The 4126-nt window shown below is 23.9% G+C and carries 1 protein-coding gene and 1 pseudogene; both read right to left on the reverse strand.

Going from position 1 to position 4126, the window contains the following annotated elements; genetic code table 11:
- Window positions 1-108: 108 nt before the first annotated feature.
- On the reverse strand, window positions 109-3591 hold the full coding sequence (locus L8X40_RS08170) for a hypothetical protein (RefSeq protein ID WP_263667660.1): 3483 nt from the start codon (window positions 3589-3591) through the stop codon (window positions 109-111).
- Window positions 3588-4126, reverse strand: a pseudogene (locus tag L8X40_RS08175) (hypothetical protein); the annotation flags it as partial. The gene L8X40_RS08170 and the pseudogene L8X40_RS08175, both read right to left, overlap by 4 nt.

Raw genomic sequence — 4126 nt, forward strand, 5'->3', positions numbered from 1 at the left:
ACCTTAGCTCCCCCATCATATAATAAAATTTTATTCGTTTTTTTTTCTACATCTAATATACCACCATTAGGTGTATAAATTTCATAAGTTTCACTCATTTTTATCCTTTCATCCTATATACAAACCATCTTCCATGATTATAGTAGTAGCTAATCTACCTATGAATTGATTAGAATAATCTTGGGTTTTACTATCATCATCGTTTTCTTCATCCTCTTCTTTCATCTTAATTTCATCATTTGTCTTTTCTCTCTTTACCCCCTTATACATCACTTCTAAATTATGTTGTCCTATAGCTTCTAAATTTTCCATCAATCTTCTTGCCTTTTGTCTATCTTCTATGAACTTACCCTTTTCATCTTGAGTAGTATTATAAATACCATTTGCATATTCATATAAAATTTGTATAGCATCATTATAAGCTAAGATAGGGTGTTGTTTTATCACTGGGTGTTGTGTTTTATACTCTTCTTTTCTTTGAAAATGCTCTAGCTTACATATATTACAATTTCTAAGTTCTATATTGTTTTCTTCAAAAAATTCCATATCGTTTAAGATGTATTTACCCTCATTGATTTTATCTTCCTTAGAAGCACTTCTTTTCTCATCTAAAATAATATAAGATAAAAGTCTTTTTAAGGCAAATTCCCTAGCTTTGCTTGAAGTCGTAGCACAAGCAATACTAGGATAATAATTAAGCCCACCTGTGCATAATAAAGAACCAAAAATAAACTCAGATAAATCAAAACTCATAAATCTAGAATTTATCAATAAAGGATAGGTTAAGTATTCTTCTTTTTTTACAGCTAAAGGAAAATCATAATTGTAAGTAAATTTTTCATACATTAGTTTTTCATATAAAATTTTTAACCTTTCATAATTTGTAGGTAAAAGTGTATCGATAAAAGATCCTGCTAAATTTTTTAACACATCTACACTTAAATTTTTACTTACTTTAATAGAAAAATCAATAGCTAATTGTTTTTTTACTTTTGATATCAAATGAATTTGCTTAGCTTTATCCAATCTTGAAAAACTCTTTGACTTTTTCAACTCGCTTGCATATTCTAATTGATTAAAATAATAATAATTTGTTCCTATTTGATATAAAAAAAGCTTATTGAGTGGCTTTTTACTTTTTGGATTAATTTTTATAAAATGCCCTTTAGGATTAAGTGCATAAAATATCCCTAGTTCTTTAAAAAAATGTGCTTTAAAACTAGAAAATAATTTATTGCCATAATGCTTTTTATCAAAGCTTGAATTTATAAAAAATAAAATCATTTTTTTAAAAAAATCAGGCTGGCTCATAAAAAATTCTGCAAAAGGAAAAAGTTGCTTAATGATATTAAAAAAAGTGATATCTATGGATAATTTTGCAAGTTCATTATCAAGCATAATTTCTTGAATACTTTTATCTAAATCTTTTTTCAAAGGAAGAGTTTTGTCTGTTTGTGTATTTTCTTCAAATTCAATTTCCTCATCAAAGCTTTCGTTTAAGGTTTTTAAAAAATTCACATAAGTTTGATCTTCTTCTTCAAAATCATTTTCAAACATAGCTTTGGCTAATTCATCTAAATAGATAACTTCATCTTCTTTTTTATTTTTATTTAATTCTTTGGATAAAAAGATGTAAATTTTTTTATCATTATCATAAAAATAAATATCGTCAGGGATAAATGAAATATACTCATTAAAATAATTTGGTATTTTAATCTTTTGATAATTAAGTGAAATTTCTTTATCACCATAATCTAAATTTGGAATTATAATATTTTTAACACCAAGAGAATATTCTTGTGTAGAAGCTAAGTCTTTTTGTAAAACATACAAAGTTAAAGTCAATAAAACAACCGTTAAAGGTGAGTATTTCTTAAAATCTACATTTTCATATGTTTTGGATATTGATGACTCTAACTCAAGAAAAAATTGCATTTGATCATAATAAGAATTGATATTATCCAAATAATTATTAAAAAGCCCGATATATTCTTTTACTTTTACTTTTTCTTTTTCGCTAATTTCTTCCAGTTCTTTGGGCAATTTAAAAAAGCTATCAATATAAGCAAAATCTTGCTCAACTGATTGTTTTGTACTCTCTAATAAATCAAATCCTATCCAAGAAAGTGTTTGATTATAAAAATTAAAATACCTTTTATATTTTAGATAAATCTGTCCATCAAGTTTCACAAAAGGACAAAGTTGCAATACAAAATCATCTTCCTTTTTAACATCTCTTTCTATAAAATAAGAACCATAATCTCTTTTACTAGGAAATTGCTCTTTTAATCCAAGTTTTTCATTTTTTGTAAGAGCTTTTGGGCGATTTTTTATTATTGCTCCTAATTTTTTTTGATACAAATCTTCACAAAGTGCTGCATTGTTAAGCTGTGGTGGATTAGTAATAAACAAATAATTTTTACCCATTTTGGTTGTATTGATTTGATCAGTATTTTTTTTATCTAGTATCATTTCTACTAGTATGGAAGAATTTAAATCAGGATATTCTGCATAAAAGAAATGATTAAGTTCAGAGATATTTGAATTGATTGCTTTTTTTAATGTTGTATCAAAATTTTTTAAACTAGAATTAATCAAAAGCGTATTATCTAACTTTTCATTTTCAATTTTTGGATTATTTTCTAAAAAATGATCAAAAATACCTTGAAATTCTTCATCTAAAATAACTTTATAAAAACTATTTTTATAAAGACTAATAGAAGGTACATTAGAATAAGATGAAAAATCTAATAATACTTTATCATCTATAATCAATACATCAGATAAAATTTCTTCATTACACAAAGCGATAATAGGATAAAGCTTACTAGTAATAAGCTCTAAAAGTGGATAAGCAAAATCATAATAATATTTTTGTTCCTTATACTCTTGATAGTCAGAAGAAGAATTATAAACTTCAAATAATGTATTTACAACAAAAACATAAGGATTTTTTTTGACTAAAGAGATAGGTTTTTTAAGATTGGTTACAGAATCTAATATATTAATAAAAAATTTTGCTATAGCTCTAATAATTTGCTTATATTCATCATCATTAGATTGAGTGATATTTTTTAAAAGTGTATTAAAAAGTGTATCTAGGGTAAGTTGTATCTTTGGTTTAATCTCTTGCTCAAAATAATCAGATTCTTTGATATTTTTTAATAATGTATTTAATTCTTTTTGAACTCCTTTTAAAAAATTTTCAATATTTTCTTCATTACTCTCATCAATAATTTTATTGAGCGTTTTATTTTTGTTTTGATTGATTGCATTATTTAAAAAATTTAAATTATTAAAGATAATTTTTTTAATACTAGATAAATTTTTATCAGAGCTAAATTTTTGTTCTTTTGTGATTTCATCTTTATTAGCTTGATTTAAATGTATGATTTTAAAAGTTTTTTTCTTGTTACTTTTAAATTTATCTTCAATAGTATGTAGTGTCTTATACAAAGAATTCTTAGCTTCTTTATATCCATCAAAATCACCACATATAAAAATAATTTTATTAGCATTTTCGGTAAGATTTTTTAACTCAATTTCCAAATTATGATTTGATGTAATTAAGGTGAAATCTTTTATTTTCATATTTTAATCCCATTCACTACTACAAATTTACAAACATAAAGCTCTTGTTTTCTATCTTCATCTTCTAAGATCTCATCTAGTCCATTTGCGATTTGAAATTTTAAATTTTGCATTTTAGCAGGAGCTAAAAAACTAAAATGATATTCGTTTAATTCTTTATTGTCTTCTAGGGAATTTTTGATGATTTTATCATACTCATGTAGCTGTGTAAAATACCCTGCTCCTAAATCTTTATATTCAAATTCTTTATAAGCACTTTTATAAACTTTAGCAATATTTTTTGGGATAATAAAATAAAGTTTGATTAAATTAGTATCAAAACTAAAATTTAATTCTTTAAATTCATAATCTTTACTAAAGTCTTGTTTGAATTGATTAAGAATATTAACATCCTCTATATCTTTTAAATCTTTTTGATTTATATTTAATTCACTTAAAGCTTTGTTTTGTTCTTTTTTTTCATTATTGATCAAAAGATTATAGATAGGTAGGTTATCTTTTTGAAATCTATCACTTTTATAATGTAGTCTTATTA

This window comes from Campylobacter sp. CNRCH_2013_0855 (assembly GCF_025773025.1).
GTDB classification, from domain to species: Bacteria; Campylobacterota; Campylobacteria; order Campylobacterales; family Campylobacteraceae; genus Campylobacter_D; species Campylobacter_D jejuni_C.